General features: G+C 64.2%; 17 protein-coding genes. 10 read left to right on the forward strand and 7 right to left on the reverse strand.

Annotation, left to right across the window (positions count from 1 at the left end; genetic code table 11):
• A partial coding sequence (locus tag ACH196_RS27745) for an integrase core domain-containing protein (protein ID WP_396650131.1) occupies positions 1-132 on the forward strand: 132 nt, incomplete at its 5' end.
• Between the two features lie 28 nt (positions 133-160).
• Here ACH196_RS27745 and ACH196_RS27750 read toward each other — a convergent pair.
• From ACH196_RS27750 to ACH196_RS27760, 3 genes are all read right to left on the reverse strand, one after another.
• On the reverse strand, positions 161-568 hold the full coding sequence (locus ACH196_RS27750; protein ID WP_396650080.1) for a type II toxin-antitoxin system VapC family toxin: 408 nt from the start codon (positions 566-568) through the stop codon (positions 161-163).
• On the reverse strand, positions 558-815 hold the full coding sequence (locus ACH196_RS27755) for an antitoxin (protein ID WP_396650081.1): 258 nt from the start codon (positions 813-815) through the stop codon (positions 558-560). Before ACH196_RS27755 ends, ACH196_RS27750 begins: the two co-directional genes overlap by 11 nt.
• Positions 816-897: 82 nt before the next feature.
• Complete coding sequence (locus ACH196_RS27760; RefSeq protein WP_396650082.1) at positions 898-1878, reverse strand: GlxA family transcriptional regulator; 981 nt, start codon at positions 1876-1878, stop codon at positions 898-900.
• A 70-nt stretch (positions 1879-1948) separates the two neighbouring features.
• Between ACH196_RS27760 and ACH196_RS27765 the strand changes: the two genes are divergently transcribed.
• From ACH196_RS27765 to ACH196_RS27795, 7 genes are read left to right on the forward strand one after another with little or no spacing between them, the layout of a single operon-like run.
• Positions 1949-2866: a 3-keto-5-aminohexanoate cleavage protein gene (locus tag ACH196_RS27765; RefSeq protein WP_396650083.1), complete on the forward strand. Its 918-nt coding sequence runs from the start codon at positions 1949-1951 to the stop codon at positions 2864-2866.
• A 22-nt stretch (positions 2867-2888) separates the two neighbouring features.
• Complete coding sequence (locus tag ACH196_RS27770; RefSeq protein WP_396650084.1) at positions 2889-3512, forward strand: HD domain-containing protein; 624 nt, start codon at positions 2889-2891, stop codon at positions 3510-3512.
• Positions 3509-4591, forward strand: coding sequence for a 3-hydroxyacyl-CoA dehydrogenase NAD-binding domain-containing protein (locus ACH196_RS27775; RefSeq protein ID WP_396650085.1), 1083 nt, complete (start codon positions 3509-3511; stop codon positions 4589-4591). Before ACH196_RS27770 ends, ACH196_RS27775 begins: the two co-directional genes overlap by 4 nt.
• A gap of 4 nt (positions 4592-4595) precedes the next feature.
• Positions 4596-5759: an acyl-CoA dehydrogenase family protein gene (locus tag ACH196_RS27780; protein WP_396650086.1), complete on the forward strand. Its 1164-nt coding sequence runs from the start codon at positions 4596-4598 to the stop codon at positions 5757-5759.
• A complete protein-coding gene (locus tag ACH196_RS27785; protein ID WP_396650087.1) occupies positions 5759-8032 on the forward strand; it encodes an acetate--CoA ligase family protein in 2274 nt (757 codons plus the stop codon). Before ACH196_RS27780 ends, ACH196_RS27785 begins: the two co-directional genes overlap by 1 nt.
• 11 nt (positions 8033-8043) lie before the next feature.
• Entirely contained in the window at positions 8044-8826 is a 783-nt protein-coding gene (locus ACH196_RS27790; RefSeq protein ID WP_396650088.1) for a carnitinyl-CoA dehydratase, read from the forward strand.
• 52 nt (positions 8827-8878) lie between these two features.
• Positions 8879-9718, forward strand: coding sequence for an alkaline phosphatase family protein (locus ACH196_RS27795; RefSeq protein ID WP_396650089.1), 840 nt, complete (start codon positions 8879-8881; stop codon positions 9716-9718).
• A 52-nt stretch (positions 9719-9770) separates the two neighbouring features.
• On the opposite strand, the gene ACH196_RS27800 is transcribed toward ACH196_RS27795, so the two are convergent.
• The 4 genes from ACH196_RS27800 to puuE are packed head-to-tail and all read right to left on the reverse strand — an operon-like array spanning position 9771 to position 13164.
• The gene (locus ACH196_RS27800) at positions 9771-10364 is read right to left on the reverse strand and encodes a nucleoside deaminase (protein WP_396650090.1); all 594 of its coding nucleotides are present in this window, start codon (positions 10362-10364) and stop codon (positions 9771-9773) included.
• A gap of 18 nt (positions 10365-10382) precedes the next feature.
• Positions 10383-10883 carry an ureidoglycolate lyase gene (locus ACH196_RS27805; RefSeq protein WP_396650091.1) on the reverse strand — a complete coding sequence of 167 codons (501 nt, stop codon included), beginning with the start codon at positions 10881-10883 and terminating at the stop codon, positions 10383-10385.
• On the reverse strand, positions 10880-11710 hold the full coding sequence (locus ACH196_RS27810; protein ID WP_396650092.1) for a bifunctional allantoicase/(S)-ureidoglycine aminohydrolase: 831 nt from the start codon (positions 11708-11710) through the stop codon (positions 10880-10882). The genes ACH196_RS27805 and ACH196_RS27810 overlap by 4 nt, the downstream gene beginning before the upstream one ends.
• An 11-nt stretch (positions 11711-11721) precedes the next feature.
• Positions 11722-13164, reverse strand: coding sequence for an allantoinase PuuE (gene puuE / locus ACH196_RS27815; protein ID WP_396650093.1), 1443 nt, complete (start codon positions 13162-13164; stop codon positions 11722-11724).
• Between the two features lie 172 nt (positions 13165-13336).
• Here puuE and uraH point away from each other — a divergent pair, with 172 nt between their 5' ends.
• Positions 13337-13702, forward strand: a complete 366-nt coding sequence (uraH, locus tag ACH196_RS27820; protein ID WP_396650094.1) for a hydroxyisourate hydrolase — start codon at positions 13337-13339, stop codon at positions 13700-13702.
• 2 nt (positions 13703-13704) lie between these two features.
• Positions 13705-15180, forward strand: coding sequence for a xanthine dehydrogenase small subunit (xdhA, locus tag ACH196_RS27825; RefSeq protein WP_396650095.1), 1476 nt, complete (start codon positions 13705-13707; stop codon positions 15178-15180).
• The last annotated feature ends 2 nt before the right edge of the window (positions 15181-15182 follow it).

The raw sequence follows: 15182 nt of genomic DNA on the forward strand, positions 1-15182 counted from the left end.
TCCGCACAGCGAACCGCCGCAATGCCTGCATGGCTCGGCGATTACAACAACCGCAGACCTCACGCCGCCCTCGGCGGAAAACCACCCATAGCTAGATTGATCAAGGACAACGTCCTTGGAAATGACACCTAGGACCTGCCCTCGGAGGCGGCCTGGACGACTAGGCTTGCAGCCAATCTTCCACTCTTAGTTGCGGTATGTTTCGGAACGCCATGTCGCTGGTGACGAGGATGGCGCCGATTTCGTAGGCTTGTGCCGCAATCATCATATCCAGAGCGCCAAGGCTAATTCCCCGGCGGTTGAGTTCGGCCCGCAGTGTCCCATAGGCGGTGGCGGTTTGGCTTGTCCAGGGTAGGATGGCGAACTTTGCCAGCACCGCTCGCATCCCCGCAGCGATCCTTGTCGCCTCCGATGATTTCGCGATGCCAAACAGAATCTCGCCTTCCGTCACTGCCGAAATGAAGATGCTTTCGGGATCGTGGCTTCTCAGACGGGCGTCAGCCTGATGCGACCTTGCTCTGACCAGGACGCCAAGAGTATTCGTATCCAGCAGCAGTTTAGAGGTCATCAAAAATATCGTCGCGCTGGGGAAGGCCCGGGTCTCTGTCCTTCATGAAATCAGCCGGCAGATCGAGTTGATCGCGCAACCGGAAGAACTCATCCCAAGACTTTTCCGCCCGCCGCTCGGAAAGGATCACATCCCCCGTCTCAGGGTCGCGCCGTATCTCGACCTCGGTGCCCTCAAACCGGAATTCCGCGGGAAGGCGGACGGCCTGGCTGCGGCCATTCTTGAATAATTTGGCGACGTGGGGCATGGGCGCCTCCAAGTGGTATAGACCACGATATATACCATCATCATAAGACATTCAATGCGAGCCTAAGGTCCGTCCGTCTAAACTATTGGCGGCGCATGATCGTGGGCGAATTGCCGAACGCCCGCGAGAATGCACGGGAGAAGGCGGCCGAACTGGAGAAGCCGCAGCGTGCGGCGATATCGGCCATGGCGATGCGGGTGTCGATCACCAGCCGGCGCGCGGCATGCAGGCGCAGGCGAAGGTAGTAGGCGCCCGGTGTCTCGCCAATCGAGCGACGAAAAATGCCTTCCAGCGCGCGGGCCGTCACGCCGGCTCGCCGGGCGATGGCGGCTGTGGTGAGCGGCTGGTCGATATGGGATTCCATCAGCCGGATCGCTTGGGCAAGGCGTGGATCGTAGCCGTCGAGCCGGCCGAGCGAGACAAGCGGCTGAGCGTCGGTGGCGGCGCGTGCTTGGTCGTAGATGAAGACGCTTGCAACATCGAGCGCCACGGCCATGCCGAGGCGCGAGCGGACGAGGTGGAGCATCAGGTCGAAGGTGGGGGAGGCGCCGCCGGCGGTGAAGGCGAGACCGTCGATGACGTAGCGGTCCGGCCGCACGTCGATGCCGGGGAAGGCAGCGGAAAAATCCTCCATGTCTTCCCAGTGCGTGGTGGCGGCGTGGCCTTCCAGCAGGCCGGTGCGGGCGACTAGCCAGGACCCTGCCTCGATGCCACCGTAGGAGCGGGCGGAACGGGCGACGCGGCGGATGCCGGACAGCAGCGCCGGTGTGCCATGATCGCGGGTGCCAAAACCGCCGACGATCGCCAGCATGTCGGTGTGCTCGGTGGGGTCGAAGGGCCCTGAAACGGCGACGGGCAGGCCGGATGTGGTGACCGGCGGCGCGCCGTCGACGGATACGATCTTCCAGTCGAACAGGGTCTCGCGGGTGACGCGGTTGGCGGCGCGCAGCGGATCGATCGCCGAGGCGACGCACATAATGGAGGAGCCGGACAGGACAAGGAAGGTGACCGAGAGCGGCGTGCGTTCAGACCGGAATACGGAGGGCTTTTCGCTTTTTGCCATTTGTCTTTCGTAAAACGCAAAAGCAGGGACGAGCAAGTGGGGCATGGTCGCGGCAACAGGAGGAGATGTCATGCCGCTCGAAATGAACCGTGAGGTTTTTATCACCTGCGCCGTTACGGGGTCTGGCGGGACACAGGATCGCAGCCCGCATGTGCCGCGCTCGCCGAAGCAGATCGCCGAGTCGGCCATCGACGCGGCGAAGGCCGGGGCAGCGATCGTGCATTGCCACGTGCGCGATCCCGAGACGGGAAAGCCGCGCCGCGACGTGCATCTCTATCGCGAGGTGACCGAACGCATCCGCGACGCCAATGTCGACGTGGTGCTGAACCTGACGGCTGGCATGGGCGGCGACATGGTGTTCGGCTCCGTCGAAAGCCCGCTGCCGCTGAAGGAGCGGGGCACCGACATGGGCGGCGCGTCGAACCGCGTCGAGCATGTGCGCCAGTGTCTGCCGGAAATCTGCACGCTCGACTGTGGCACGATGAATTTCAACGAAGCTGATTATGTGATGACCAACACGCCCGGCATGCTGCGCGCCATGGGCGGCATGATGACCGAGATGGGCGTCAAGCCGGAGATTGAGGCTTTTGATACCGGGCATCTCTGGTTCGCCAAGCAACTGGTGACCGAGGGGATACTGAAGCCGGACGCGCTGGTGCAGCTCTGCATGGGCGTGCCGTGGGGCGCGCCAGACGACCTCAACACCTTCATGGCGATGGTCAACAATGTGCCGGCCGACTGGACATGGTCGGCTTTCTCCATCGGCCGCAACCAGATGGCGTATGCGGCGGCGGCGGTGCTGGCCGGCGGCAATGTGCGGGTCGGGCTGGAGGACAATCTGTGGCTCGACAAGGGCGTGCTGGCGACCAATGCGCAACTGGTCGAGCGGGCCGTGTCGATCGTCTCGAACATGGGCGCACGGGTGCTCGGCCCGGACGAGGTTCGGACGAAGCTCAATTTGACCAAGCGCGCGCCGCTGCAGGCATAGCGGCGGCAATCGGGAGCCGGCGGTGAAGACGGTCGATTTCACGGCGATGAAGGATGGGACGCGGGAGGAATATGAGTTCCTCACCGCTCATGAGATCGACTACGCCGCAAAGACCGGCGAGCGGCTGCTCGACGCACTTGTGAAACTCGACGAGGGTCTTTCGGGCTACAAGGTCACGCGGCTCGGCCATTCGCTGCAGGCGGCGACGCGAGCATGGCGCGACGGAGCGGACGCCGACTGGATCGCCTGCGCGCTGCTGCACGACATCGGCGACATCGATGCGCCGTACAACCACGACGAATACGCCGCGACAATCCTGAAACCCTTTGTGCGGGAGCAATGCACCTGGGTGGTCGAGAAGCATGGCGACTTCCAGCGGCTATATTATGCCCACCATCTCGGCGGAAACCGAAACGCGCGCGAGAAATTTGCCGGGCACGCTTACTTCGACGATTGCGATCAGTTCTGCGAACGCTGGGATCAGTCGAGCTTCGATCCGGATTACGAAACGTTCGATATCGACTTCTTCCGGCCCATTGTGGCGGAGGTTTTCGCGCGAAAAGCCTACGACCCGTCGGTCATCCGCGCAGGCGTGCGTGTGGCGCTGACCGATCCCGAAACGGCAAGACAAAGAGCAAATGCATGAGCACGATCAGGAAGGCAGCGGCCATTGGCGGCGGCGTCATCGGCGGCGGGTGGATCGCGCGGCTCGCGTTGAACGGCATCGACGTCGCGGTGTTCGATCCCCACCCCGAGGCCAAGCGCAAGGTCGACGAGGTGATGAATAATGCCCGCCGCGCCTACAAGCGCATGGCGACGAAAGGCCTGCCCAAGGAAGGCCGGGTGACCTTCGCGCCGTCCATCGCCGAGGCGGTGAAGAATGCCGACTTCATCCAGGAGAGCGTGCCGGAACGGCTCGAACTCAAGCTGAAGACGCTGGCCGAGATCGAAGCCGCGGCACCGGTTGACGCGCTGATCGGCTCGTCCACCTCGGGCTTCAAGGCGACCGACATGGCGAAGGACATGAAGCATCCCGAGCGCTTCCTGGTCGCCCACCCGTTCAACCCGGTCTACCTGCTGCCGATCAACGAGATCGTGCCCGGCGAGAAGACGAGCAAGGAATTCGTCGAGCGGGCGCGCGAGGTCTATACGTCGATCGGCATGAAGTGCGTCGTCATCAACAAGGAGATCGACGCCTTCGTCGGCAACCGGCTGCTGGAGGCCGCCTGGCGCGAGGCGCTGTGGCTGGTCAAGGATGGCATCTGCACGGTCGAGGAACTCGACGACATCATGCGCTACGGCTTTGGCCTGCGCTGGGCGCAGATGGGCATGTTCCAGACCTACCGCATTGCCGGCGGCGAGGCGGGCATGCGCCATTTCATGGCCCAGTTCGGCCCGGCGCTCGCATGGCCATGGACAAAACTGATGGACGTGCCGGAGTTCAACGACGAACTGGTCGACCTGATCGCCACGCAGTCCGACGACCAGTCCGGCCAATGGTCGATCCGCGAGCTGGAGCGCATCCGGGACGAGAATCTTGTCGGCATCATGGAGGCGCTCGCTCTGGCCGAGAAGGGCAAGGGCTGGGGCGCTGGCGAGTTGCACAACAGCTACGTCAAGCAGCTCGGCAAGACGGCGAAGGCCAAGGTCTCGCAGGCCGCCGCCAGGGCGAAGGCCGAAAAGCCGAAGAAGGCCGCGCCGGCGAAGGCAAAGAAGAAGGGCTGAGACGATGGATTTCGGTCTTTCCGAGGAACAGAAACTCATCGTCGAGACGACGCGCGCCTTCGTCGAGAACGAGCTTTATCCGCACGAGCGCGAGGTGGAGCGCAGCGGCCATCTCCGCATGGAACTCATCAAGGAGCTGCAGAAAAAGGCGATCGAAGCCGGGCTCTATGCCGCCAACATGCCGGAGGATGTCGGCGGGGCGGGGCTCGATACGGTGACCTGGCTGCTCTACGAAAAGGAACTTGGCCGCGCCAATTATGCGCTGCATTGGACCTGCGTGGCGCGGCCCTCCAACATTCTGCTCGCTGGTACGCCGGAGCAGCGCGAAAAATATCTGTTCCCCTGCATTCGCGGCGAGAAGTGGGACTGCCTCGCCATGACCGAGCCGGGCGCCGGCTCCGACCTGCGCGGCATGAAGGCTTCGGCCGTGCAGGACGGCGACGACTGGGTGCTCAACGGCACCAAGCACTTTATCTCCCATGCTGATATCGCGGATTTCGCGATCGTTTTCATGGCGTCCGGCGAGGAGGACTCTCCGCGAGGCAAGCGGAAAAAAATCACGGCGTTCTTTGTCGACAAGGGCACGAAGGGCTTCACCGTCCGCGACGGTTATCGCAACGTCTCGCATCGCGGCTACACCAATTCGGTGCTTGAATTCGACGACTGCCGGCTGCCGAAGGAGCAGATTCTCGGTGAGGTTCATAAGGGTTTCGAGGTGGCGAATAGCTGGCTCGGCGCGACGCGCCTGCAGGTCGGCGCCACCTGCCTCGGCCGCGCCGAGCGCGCCTTGCAGCACGCCATCGAATATGCCGCGCAGCGCGAACAGTTCGGCCAGCAGATCGGCAAATTCCAGGGCGTGTCGTTCAAGCTGGCCGACATGGCGACCGAGTTGAAGGCGGCCGACCTGATGGTGTTCGAGGCCGGCTGGAAATATGACCAGGGAACCGTCACCGACCAGGACATGGCGATGGCCAAGCTGAAGGCCACCGAAGTGCTCGCCTTCGTCGCAGACGAGGCGATCCAGATCCATGGCGGCATGGGGCTGATGGACGACCTGCCGCTGGAACGCATCTGGCGCGACGCGCGGGTGGAGCGGATTTGGGAAGGCACGAGCGAAATCCAGCGGCACATCATCAGCCGGGCACTACTCAGGGCGGTGGGTGGCTGATGGTCAACCGCCTCGAACGCATGCTGCGGCCGAAATCCGTCGCCATCATCGGCGGCGGGGCGTTCGGCACCAATGTCGTGAAGCAATGCCTGAAGATGGGTTTCGCCGGCGATATCTGGCCGGTGCACCCAACCAAGGCGGAGGTCGAGGGGGTAAAAGCCTACAAGACCGTGGCCGAGCTGCCCGGCGCGCCGGACGCGGCTTTCATCGGCGTCAACCGCCATCTCACCGTCGAGATGGTGAAGGCGCTGCGCGACAAGGGCGCGGGCGGCGCGGTGTGTTTCGCATCGGGCTTTCGCGAGACCGGCCACTACGATCCCGAGGGCGACGGGTTGCAGGACGCCCTGCTGGAGGCGGCCGGCGACTTGCCGATCATCGGGCCGAACTGTTACGGCCTGATCAATTATGCCGACGGCGCGCTGCTGTGGCCCGACCAGCATGGCGGCATCAGGCTGGCCGACGGCGCGACGGGTGTCGCCATCATCACCCAGTCCTCCAACATCGCCATCAACATGACCATGCAGGCGCGCGGCCTGCCGGTCGCCTACATCATGACCGCCGGCAACCAGGCGCAGACCGGGCTGTCGGAGATGGCGCTGGGCCTGATCGAGGATTCGCGCGTGTCGGTTCTCGGCCTGCACATCGAGGCCTTCGACAAGGTCGATAGTTTCGAAAAACTGGCGGCGCGGGCGCGGGAACTGAAAAAGCCGATCGTCGCCATGAAGATCGGCCGTTCCGAACAGGCGCGGGCCGGCACCGTGTCGCATACCGCCTCGCTGGCGGGCTCGGACGCGGCGTCCGATGCGTTCCTGAAGCGGCTGAGCATCGCGCGGGTGAACTCGATCCCCTCCTTCCTGGAGGCGCTGAAGCTGTTGCACGCGCATGGGCCGCTCACCGGCTACCGGCTGTCGTCAATGAGTTGTTCCGGCGGCGAGGCGTCAGTCATGGCCGACAGCGCCGAGGGGCGAAAAGTGTTTTTTCCGCCGCTCACCGAGGAGCACCGGGCGCGGGTGAAGGCGACGCTGGGGCCGCTGGTGGCGGTAGCCAATCCGCTCGACTACCACACCTTCATCTGGAACAACGGGCCGGCCATGACCGCCACCTTCGGCGCCATGGTGTCCGGCGGTTTCGATCTCAACATCCTGGTGCTGGACTTTCCGCGCCGCGACCGCTGTTCGGACGTCGACTGGTGGACGACGCTGGCGGCCTTCGAAAGCGGGCTGAAGACGCATGGCGCCAAGGGCGCGGTGCTGGCCTCGCTGCCGGAAAACCTGCCGGAAGACTATGCGCCGAAACTGATGGCGCGGGGCATGGTGCCGCTCTACGGGATCGCCGAGGCGCTGGATGCGGCGGAAGCGGCGGCGACGATCGGCGAGGCGTGGCGTCGGCAACCCTTCACCTCCCCCTTGTGGGGAGGTCGCGCCGAAGGCGCGGGTGGGGGGGCTGGTACGCCGGCGTTTCACGATACCCCCACCCCGGCGCTCCGCGCCGACCCTCCCCACAAGGGGGAGGGTAACGCCTCTGTAGACGAAGCCGCCGCGAAATCGCTGCTCGCCGAGGCAGGCGTTTCGGTTCCGGCCGGACGCCGTGCGGCAAGCATCGAGGAGGCTGTCGCCGCCGCCGAGGCGCTGGGTTTTCCCGTCGCGCTGAAGGCGATGGGCGTGGCGCACAAGTCGGAAGCCGGCGCGGTGAAACTCAACTTGCGCGACGCGGCGTCGGTTCGGGATGCAGCCGGCACGCTGCTGCCGCTGGGCAGCAGGCTTTTTGTCGAGCGCATGGTGCAGGGGGGCGTGGCGGAACTGATCGTCGGCTTCACCCGCGATCCGCTGTTCGGGCCGGTGATGACGCTCGGCTCCGGCGGCGTGCTGGTCGAACTGTTGAAGGATTCGGCGACCCTGCTGCTGCCGGCGTCACGATCCGAAATCGAGGCGGCGCTGCGCAGCCTGAAACTGTTTCCGCTGCTGGACGGTTTCCGTGGGCGGCCGAGGGCCGATTTGCAAGCGGCGATCGGGGCGGTCGAAAAGCTGGCCGGTTTCGTGCTCGCGCATGCCGGCGAGATCGAAGAACTGGACGTCAACCCGCTGATCGTCTGCGGCGAAGGCAAGGGCGCCTGGGTCGCGGATGCATTGATGGTTCCAGCTCCCACCTCCCGCTTGTGGGGGCGCGAAGCGCGCGCCGAAGGCGCGGGTGGGGGTATGGAAACGCAGCTATCTCAAGTTACCCCCACCCCGACCGGCTTCGCCGGTCGACCCTCCCCACAAGGGGCAGGGTAAGGAGCGAACCCATGACCGATGTCGTCACCACCCGCCGCGAGGGCGCGATCCTCGAAGTCACGCTCGACCGGCCGAAGGCCAACGCCATCGACCTGAAAACCTCACGGCTGCTGGGCGAGACTTTTCGCGCCTTTCGCGACGATCCGGAATTGCGCGTCGCGATCGTCAAGACGGCGGGCGACAAGTTCTTCTCGGCCGGCTGGGACCTGAAGGCGGCGGCGTCAGGCGACGCGGTAGACGGCGACTACGGCGTCGGCGGTTTCGGCGGATTGCAGGAATTGCGCGACATGAACAAGCCGGTGATCGCCTGCGTCAACGGCATGGCGGTGGGCGGCGGCTTCGAACTGGCGCTGTCCTGCGACCTGATCTACGCTGCCGATCATTCGAGCTTTGCGCTGCCGGAAATCCGCGCCGGCACTTTGGCCGATGCCGCGACAGTGAAACTTCCGAAGCGCATCCCGTATCATGTCGCCATGGATCTGCTGCTCACCGGCCGCTGGATGGATGTGCAGGAGGCGCATCGCTGGGGGCTGGTCAACGAGGTTTTGCCAAAGGACAAGCTGGAGGAGCGCGTGTGGGAGATCGCGCGGCTGCTCGCGTCCGGGCCGCCGCTGGTGTTCGCGTCGATCAAGGAGGTGGCGCGTGAGGCCGAGGCGATGACCTTCCAGGACGCTATGAACTGGATCACCAAGCGCAAATTCCGCACCGTGGACGAACTCTACGCCTCGGAAGACGGACAGGAGGGTTTTCGCGCCTTTGCCGAAAAGCGCGATCCGGTTTGGAAGGGGCGTTGAAGGCGGATTGGTTGTCGTTGAAGAAGCCCTGGAGTTGATTTCGGAAACACCGATGCCCCTGTCCTCAAAGCTTCTGCTGATCATCCTCGACGGCCTGCCCTGGCGGAACTGGAAGCCGTTCATGGGCAATCTGGAGGGCTGGGTGCAGTCCGGCGAAGCGCGCAAATGGCGGATGCGTTCCGTGCTGCCGTCGACTTCGGCGTGCTGCTACGCCTCGATCCACACCGGCTTGCCGCCGCAGGTGCACGGCGTCACCTCCAACGAGTTCCGGATGCGGGTGAGCCAGCCCGACATTTTTTCCGAGGTGACCAGGGCGGGCGGCAAGACCGGCGCAGTGACGCATTCCTACTGGTCGGAATTCTTCAACCGCTATCCCTTCGATCCGGTTCGCGACATCGAGTATGACGAGCCGAAAGGGCCGATCACGTATGGCCGGTTTCACACCATGACCGGCTACAACCATACCAACCAGATGACGCCGAGCGATGTCGACCTGTTCGCGACGCTGACGCGGCTGGCCGAGGTCAAGGGCATCGACTACGGCATCCTGCACACCTGTACGGTGGATTCGATGGGCCACCGCTACGGCCAGGACTGCGTCGAGATGGACAATGCGCTCTATTATCTCGACTCGGCGCTCGCCGGATTCCTGCCGCGCTGGCGCGAAGCCGGCTACGAAGTGATCGTCACCGCCGACCATGGGCAGACGCATCGCGGCCATCACGGCGGCCATGACGAGGAAATGCAGGACGTGGCGCTTTATTATTTCGGTGGCGGCGAAGGGCCGGCGGCTGACGTGCTGCTGGATCAGTTGCAGCTTGCCCCGACCGTGCTGACGCGGCTAGGCGTGCCGGTGCCGGGCGCGATGCGGGCGAAGCCGTTTCTGACCTGAGGCGCGCCGGCCGGCAAGGTTGCCACGGGCTGAACCGGCGGCTGCCGGTCCTTCAATTCAACGGGATGTCGTTGTCCGTCTTGCCGTCCTGATATTCCCGCGAAAGCGCGTCATAGCGGCGCGAGATGCCGGCGATGCGGGTTTCCAAGCGTTTTCGGTCGGCCTCGGGCAGGTCGCGCAGCAGGCGGCGGATCGAAAAGCTTTTCCAGTAGGCGTTTTCGGCGTTGTAGCCGCCGGGGCCTAGGGTGAAGACCTCCTTCAGGATCTTCAGATCGTGCGGGATGGCGAAGGAGTCGCGCGAATCCTCGTGGCTGAACAGGTAGTAGAAATTGTCGAAGCCTGTCCAGGTGATGGCCGACAGGCAGAGCGAGCAAGGCTCGTGGGTGGCGATGAACAGGCAGTCCTTCGTGTCGGGCCGGTCTGCCTTGGGCATTTCATAGAATCGCTTCAGGCAATGGACCTCGCCGTGCCAGAGCGGGTTTTCGGTCTCGTTGTTGGTCTCTGCGATGACGAGCGAGCGATCGCCCTTGCGCAGGATGGCGGCGCCGAACAGCTTGTTGCCGTGGGCGACGCCTTCTGCCGTCTTCGGAACGATGTCATCCTCGATCACGTCAAGAAGCCGGTCGATCAGCGAAACGTCGGTCATGGCGTCACTCGGTTGTTGTCAGCCTGGCAGGCGGACTTCATAGGGTTCGTCGAAGAAGAACTCTTCCAGGTTGTTGCCGTCGCCGCCGCGGTCGACGATCGCAAAATCCTGCGCCTCGCCGATCGGGGTGAGCACACCGTGCCAGGAATTGCGCGGATAATTTACCCCCTGGCCGGGCGCGGCGAGGAAGGCATGCGGCGTGCCGGGTTTTCCATCCTCGTCGTGGCAGACGACGACCAGGAAAGGCCGCGCGCCGAGCGGGATGAAGGCCTGGCTGCCGAAGGGATGGCGCTCGACCATGCCGAGCGTGAGCGGAAAGGTGTAGGGCGTGCCCCGCACGGTCGAGATCAGCACGCGGGCATTGGGGCCGGTGGCCTCCGCCGTGGCCAGTGCGTGAAAACGCTCGGCCTTGCCACCGTTGATCGGAAAATGGTTGTCGGTTGTGCCGGTCTCGATGACCTCGCCGAACGGCGCGAAATCTTCGCGAGTCAGCGGTTTTGCGGTGACGACGCGGCTCATCGGTGCAGGCCCAGCTTCATGTGGCGGTTCACGTCCTTGTAGAGCAGATAGCGGAATTTTCCGGGGCCGCCGGCGTAGCAGGCCTGTGGACAGAAGGCGCGCAGCCACATGAAGTCGCCGGCCTCGACCTCCACCCAGTCCTGGTTCAGCCGGTAGACCGCCTTGCCCTCCAGTACATAGAGGCCGTGCTCCATGACATGCGTCTCAGGAAAAGGAATGACGCCGCCCGGCTCGAAGGTCACGATGGTGACGTGCATGTCATGGCTGACGTCGGCGGGGTCGACGAAGCGGGTGGTCGCCCAGCGGCCGCCGGTGTCCGGCATGGCGAGCGGCTCGATCTCCTGTTCGTTGGCGAAGATGGCTTGCGGCGGCTCGATGCCCTCAACGAATTCATAGGCCTTGCGGATCCAGTGGAACCGTGCGGGAACGCTGTCTGCATTGCGCAGACTCCAGTCGCTGCCGGGCGGGATGAAGGCATAACCTCCCGGTGTCATCCGGTTCGTCTTGCCGGCGAGCGTGACCGTCACTTCGCCTTCGACCACGAAGATCACACCCTCGGCGCCTTTGTCGAGCTCGGGGCGGTCGCTGCTGCCACCCGGCAGCACCTCCATCACATATTGCGAAAACGTCTCTGCAAAGCCGGACAACGGCCGCGCAATCACCCAGGCGCGGGTCTTTTCCCAGAAGGGAAGGTAGCTGGCGACGATGTCGCTGAACTCGCGGCGCGGGATGACCACATAGGCCTCCGTGAAGACGGCCCGGTCCGTAATCAGGTCGGTCTGCGGCGGCAGACCGCCCTTGGGCGCGTAGTAGCTGCGAGCAGTCATGGTCTCATCCCTCAAACAGGCAGAAGGTCGTTCAGGCGCAGTCGAGCAATACGTTCGACCTGCTTGCACGCGGTCGCGAATTCAATCGCGCGGTCGTTGGCGATGCGTGTCTCGAAGGCTTGCAAAATGCTGGCCTTGGTATTGTCGCGCACCGTGATGATGAAGGGAAAACCGAACTTTTCGACATAGGCGGAGTTCAGTTCGGTGAATTCTTGCCGCTCAGCGTCGGTCAGCGCGTCAAGGCCGGCGCTGGCCTGCTCGGCGGTCGATTCCTCCGTCAGGCGCTTTGCCTGTGCAAGCTTGCCGGCGAGATCGGGATGGGCCTTGAGCACGCCAAGGCGCTCGTCCTCGTCGGCTGAGCGGAAGGCGCGGCAGAGCGCGTTGTGCAAGCCGCCGGCGCTGTCATGCGCCGGGCCGAGTTCGAACTCGAAGGCGCGTTCGGCGATCCATGGAGAATGTTCGAAGATGCCGCCGAATTTTTCGACGAACGCCTTTCGGTCCATGCGCGACGGGCGAAGCACCGGAGCTTGGTAGGGATGCGTCTCGCGCCAGTGACGGGCAATGTCGATGCGGCGCGGCAGCCAGACGCGCTCGTGCGATTTCACGTAGTCGATGAAACGCTTCAGCGCAGCCGCGCGGCCGGGGCGGCCGACGAGACGGCAATGCAGGCCGATCGACATCATGCCGGGCCGGCCGGCCTTGCCCTCCGCGTACAGCGTGTCGAAAGCATCCTTCAGATAGGCGAAGAACTGGTCGCCATTGGTGAAGCCGGCCGAGATGGCGAAACGCATGTCGTTGGCGTCGAGCGTGTAGGGGATGATGAGTTGGGGCGCGATCGGATTGCCGTGGCCGTCATGGTCGAGCCAGTAGGGCAGGTCGTCGTCATAGGTGTCCGAGATGTAGGCGAAGCCGCCTTCCTCCGCCGCCAGCCGGACCGTGTTGACCGAGGTGCGGCCCGTGTACCAGCCGGTCGGCCGCGCGCCGGTGACTTCCGCATGCAGGTGGATGGCCTCAGCCATATGCGCCCGCTCGTCGTCGGCTGAGGCGTCGCGATAGTCGATCCATTTCAGCCCGTGCGAGGCGATCTCCCAGCCGGCCTCCAGCATGGCAGTGACCTGGTCGGGCGAGCGGGCGAGCGCCGAGGCGACGCCGTAGCAGGTGACCGGCACGTTCGCCTGCGTGAACATGCGGTGGAGCCGCCAGAAGCCGGCGCGCGCGCCATATTCGTAGATCGATTCCATGTTCCAGTGGCGCAGGCCAGGCCATGGCTGCGCGCCGGTGATCTCGGACAGGAACGCCTCCGAGGCGGCGTCGCCATGCAGCACGTTGTTTTCGCCGCCTTCCTCGTAGTTGACCACGAACTGAACGGCGACATGGGCGCCGCCCGGCCAGCGCGGATCGGGCGGGTTTGCCCCGTAGCCGCGCATATCCCTGACATAACGTTTCGGGTTCATTGCCCCAGGCGTTCCTCTTTTGACCGAAGGATATCGAAAGCGACGGACGAGCCATCCCCCGAAAAAATTTGAAAGTCTTTTTGTGGCGCTCCGCTTCACCCGGACTTATGCATGGCCTTTAATTGCCGCACAATTCATGATCGCGTTCGAATGTACCGAGGGAGGGAGCCGAATGGCGAAGGCGGAAGGCGGGCGGCTGACGACCCATGTGCTGGATACTGCGTCCGGCAAGCCGGCTGCCGGGCTCAAGATCGCGCTCTATCGCGTCAGTGGAAATTCGCACCATCTGCTCAAGGCGGTCGAGACCAACGCCGACGGCCGTTGCGACGCACCGCTGCTCGAAGGGGCGGATTTCAAGACGGGGCAATATGAGCTGATCTTTTTCGCCGGCGACTATTTGCGCGGAACCGGCGTGGCGCTACCCGATCCGGCCTTTCTGGACCAAGTGCCGATCCGCTTCGGTATGGCGGAGAATACGCACTACCACGTGCCGCTGATGATTTCGCCCTACGGCTATTCGACCTATAGAGGAAGCTGACCGTGGCCAAGGTGAAACCCAGGACCGAAATCCGCTTCATCCTGAATGGCGAGGACGTCGCGCTGAGCGACGTCGCGCCAGACGAGACACTGCTCGACTGGCTGCGCCTCGAACGCCGGCTGCGCGGCAGCAAGGAAGGCTGTGCCGAGGGCGATTGCGGCGCCTGCACGGTGCTGGTCGGCCGGCTTTCCGGCGGAAAACTCGTCTATGAAAGCGTCAATGCCTGCATCCGCTTCGTCGGCTCGCTGGACGCCACCCATGTCGTCACCATCGAGCATCTGAAGGGCAAGGACGGAAACCTGCATCCGGTGCAGCAGGCGATGGTCGATTTCCACGGTTCGCAATGCGGTTTCTGCACGCCGGGCTTCGTCATGTCGCTCTACGGGCTGTGGATGAAGTCGGCAACGCCGTCCGACGCCGAGATCGAGAAGTCGCTGCAGGGCAATCTCTGCCGCTGCACCGGCTACGAGGCGATCGTGCGCGCGGCAAAAGCCATTTCCACCTATGGCAAGGCTGCGAAGGATCCGCTGCTCGCCGAGCGCAAGGCGATCATTGCACGGCTTTCAGCGCTGAAGGACGGGCGCCGCGTCGAGATCGGCGAAGACAAGCAGCGGCTTGTCGTTCCCGGGTCGCTGGACGATTTCGCAAAACTCTACAAGGACGAACCGAAGGCGACCATCGTCGCGGGATCGACCGATGTCGGGCTGTGGGTGACCAAGCATATGCGCGATATCGCGCCGGCGGTGTTCATTGCCGGGCTTGATGAGTTGAAGGCGATTTCGGAAACGGACGGGGCTATCACCATCGGAGCCGGCGTCACCTATACCGAGGCCTTCGCGTTGCTCGCCAGGCGCATTCCTACAATGGGCACTTTGCTCAACCGGCTGGGCGGCGAGCAGGTGCGCAATATGGGCACGATCGGCGGCAACATCGCCAACGGCTCGCCGATCGGCGATACGCCGCCGCCGCTGATCGCGCTGGGGGCGCGGCTGACGCTCCGGCGCGGCGCGAAGTCGCGGACGATACCGCTGGAGGATTTTTTCGTCGCCTACGGCAAGCAGGACCGGCAGCCGGGCGAATTCGTCGAAAGCGTCACCGTTCCCTTGCCGGCGCGCGGCGAAAAATTCGCAGTCCACAAGGTGTCGAAGCGCCGTGACGAGGACATCACCTCGACGCTGGGCGCCTTCCGGCTGGCAGTTGCGCGCGACGGCACGGTTGCGGCGATCCGCGTTGCTTTCGGCGGCATGGCGGCGACGCCGAAGCGGGCCTTCGCTGTGGAGGCGGCACTGATCGGCAAGCCTTGGACGGAAGAGACGGTCGAGGCGGCGATTGCGGCTTTCGACACGGATTTCACGCCGCTCACCGACATGCGCGCCACTGCCGAATACCGGATGCTGGCGGCCAAGAACCTGCTCAGGCGGTTTTTCATCGAGACCAGTGGGACGAAGGCGCCGGTGCAGGTCGGGCGGGCGGCGTGAGA

The organism is Mesorhizobium sp. IMUNJ 23232 (assembly GCF_044326205.1).
In the GTDB taxonomy this organism is placed as follows: Bacteria; Pseudomonadota; Alphaproteobacteria; order Rhizobiales; family Rhizobiaceae; genus Kumtagia.

Bases quoted from the DNA above. Each gene is read 5' to 3' on its own strand.
- ACH196_RS27750 (WP_396650080.1), bottom strand. From the start codon at position 568: ATGACCTCTAAACTGCTGCTGGATACGAATACTCTTGGCGTCCTGGTC.
- ACH196_RS27755 (WP_396650081.1), bottom strand. From the start codon at position 815: ATGCCCCACGTCGCCAAATTATTCAAGAATGGCCGCAGCCAGGCCGTC.
- ACH196_RS27760 (WP_396650082.1), bottom strand. From the start codon at position 1,878: ATGGCAAAAAGCGAAAAGCCCTCCGTATTCCGGTCTGAACGCACGCCG.
- ACH196_RS27765 (WP_396650083.1), top strand. From the start codon at position 1,949: ATGCCGCTCGAAATGAACCGTGAGGTTTTTATCACCTGCGCCGTTACG.
- ACH196_RS27775 (WP_396650085.1), top strand. From the start codon at position 3,509: ATGAGCACGATCAGGAAGGCAGCGGCCATTGGCGGCGGCGTCATCGGC.
- ACH196_RS27780 (WP_396650086.1), top strand. From the start codon at position 4,596: ATGGATTTCGGTCTTTCCGAGGAACAGAAACTCATCGTCGAGACGACG.
- ACH196_RS27785 (WP_396650087.1), top strand. From the start codon at position 5,759: ATGGTCAACCGCCTCGAACGCATGCTGCGGCCGAAATCCGTCGCCATC.
- ACH196_RS27790 (WP_396650088.1), top strand. From the start codon at position 8,044: ATGACCGATGTCGTCACCACCCGCCGCGAGGGCGCGATCCTCGAAGTC.
- ACH196_RS27795 (WP_396650089.1), top strand. From the start codon at position 8,879: ATGCCCCTGTCCTCAAAGCTTCTGCTGATCATCCTCGACGGCCTGCCC.
- ACH196_RS27800 (WP_396650090.1), bottom strand. From the start codon at position 10,364: ATGACCGACGTTTCGCTGATCGACCGGCTTCTTGACGTGATCGAGGAT.
- ACH196_RS27805 (WP_396650091.1), bottom strand. From the start codon at position 10,883: ATGAGCCGCGTCGTCACCGCAAAACCGCTGACTCGCGAAGATTTCGCG.
- ACH196_RS27810 (WP_396650092.1), bottom strand. From the start codon at position 11,710: ATGACTGCTCGCAGCTACTACGCGCCCAAGGGCGGTCTGCCGCCGCAG.
- puuE (WP_396650093.1), bottom strand. From the start codon at position 13,164: ATGAACCCGAAACGTTATGTCAGGGATATGCGCGGCTACGGGGCAAAC.
- uraH (WP_396650094.1), top strand. From the start codon at position 13,337: ATGGCGAAGGCGGAAGGCGGGCGGCTGACGACCCATGTGCTGGATACT.